We start from the raw sequence: 250 nt of genomic DNA, 5'->3' as shown, positions 1-250 counted from the left end.
GCAGGATCGTTTCGTCGCGGTCCGGGCCCGTCGACACCATGTCGACCGGCACGCCAGCCACTTCCTGGACACGGGACAGGTATGCCTGTGCATTCACCGGCAGCGCGTCCCACGTCTTGATGCCGACCGTGCTTTCCTTCCAGCCGGAGAACGTTTCGTACACGGGCTCGCAACGCGCGACGTCGACCGCGCCACGCGGCAGGATGTCCACGTCCTTGCCGTCGACCTTGTAGCCGACGCACAGCTTGAC

The 250-nt window shown here is 65.6% G+C and carries 1 protein-coding gene; it reads right to left on the bottom strand.

Features of this window, described 5'->3' with window-relative positions; genetic code table 11:
* Positions 1 to 250: adenylosuccinate synthetase (locus AAEY72_RS15790; RefSeq protein ID WP_352311586.1), on the bottom strand; the 250-nt coding region annotated here is incomplete at both ends.

This window comes from Psychrobacter sp. W2-37-MNA-CIBAN-0211, from assembly GCF_040309405.1.
Classification (GTDB): domain Bacteria; phylum Pseudomonadota; class Gammaproteobacteria; order Pseudomonadales; family Moraxellaceae; genus Psychrobacter; species Psychrobacter glaciei.
This window is presented reverse-complemented; position numbering and strand designations above follow the sequence as displayed.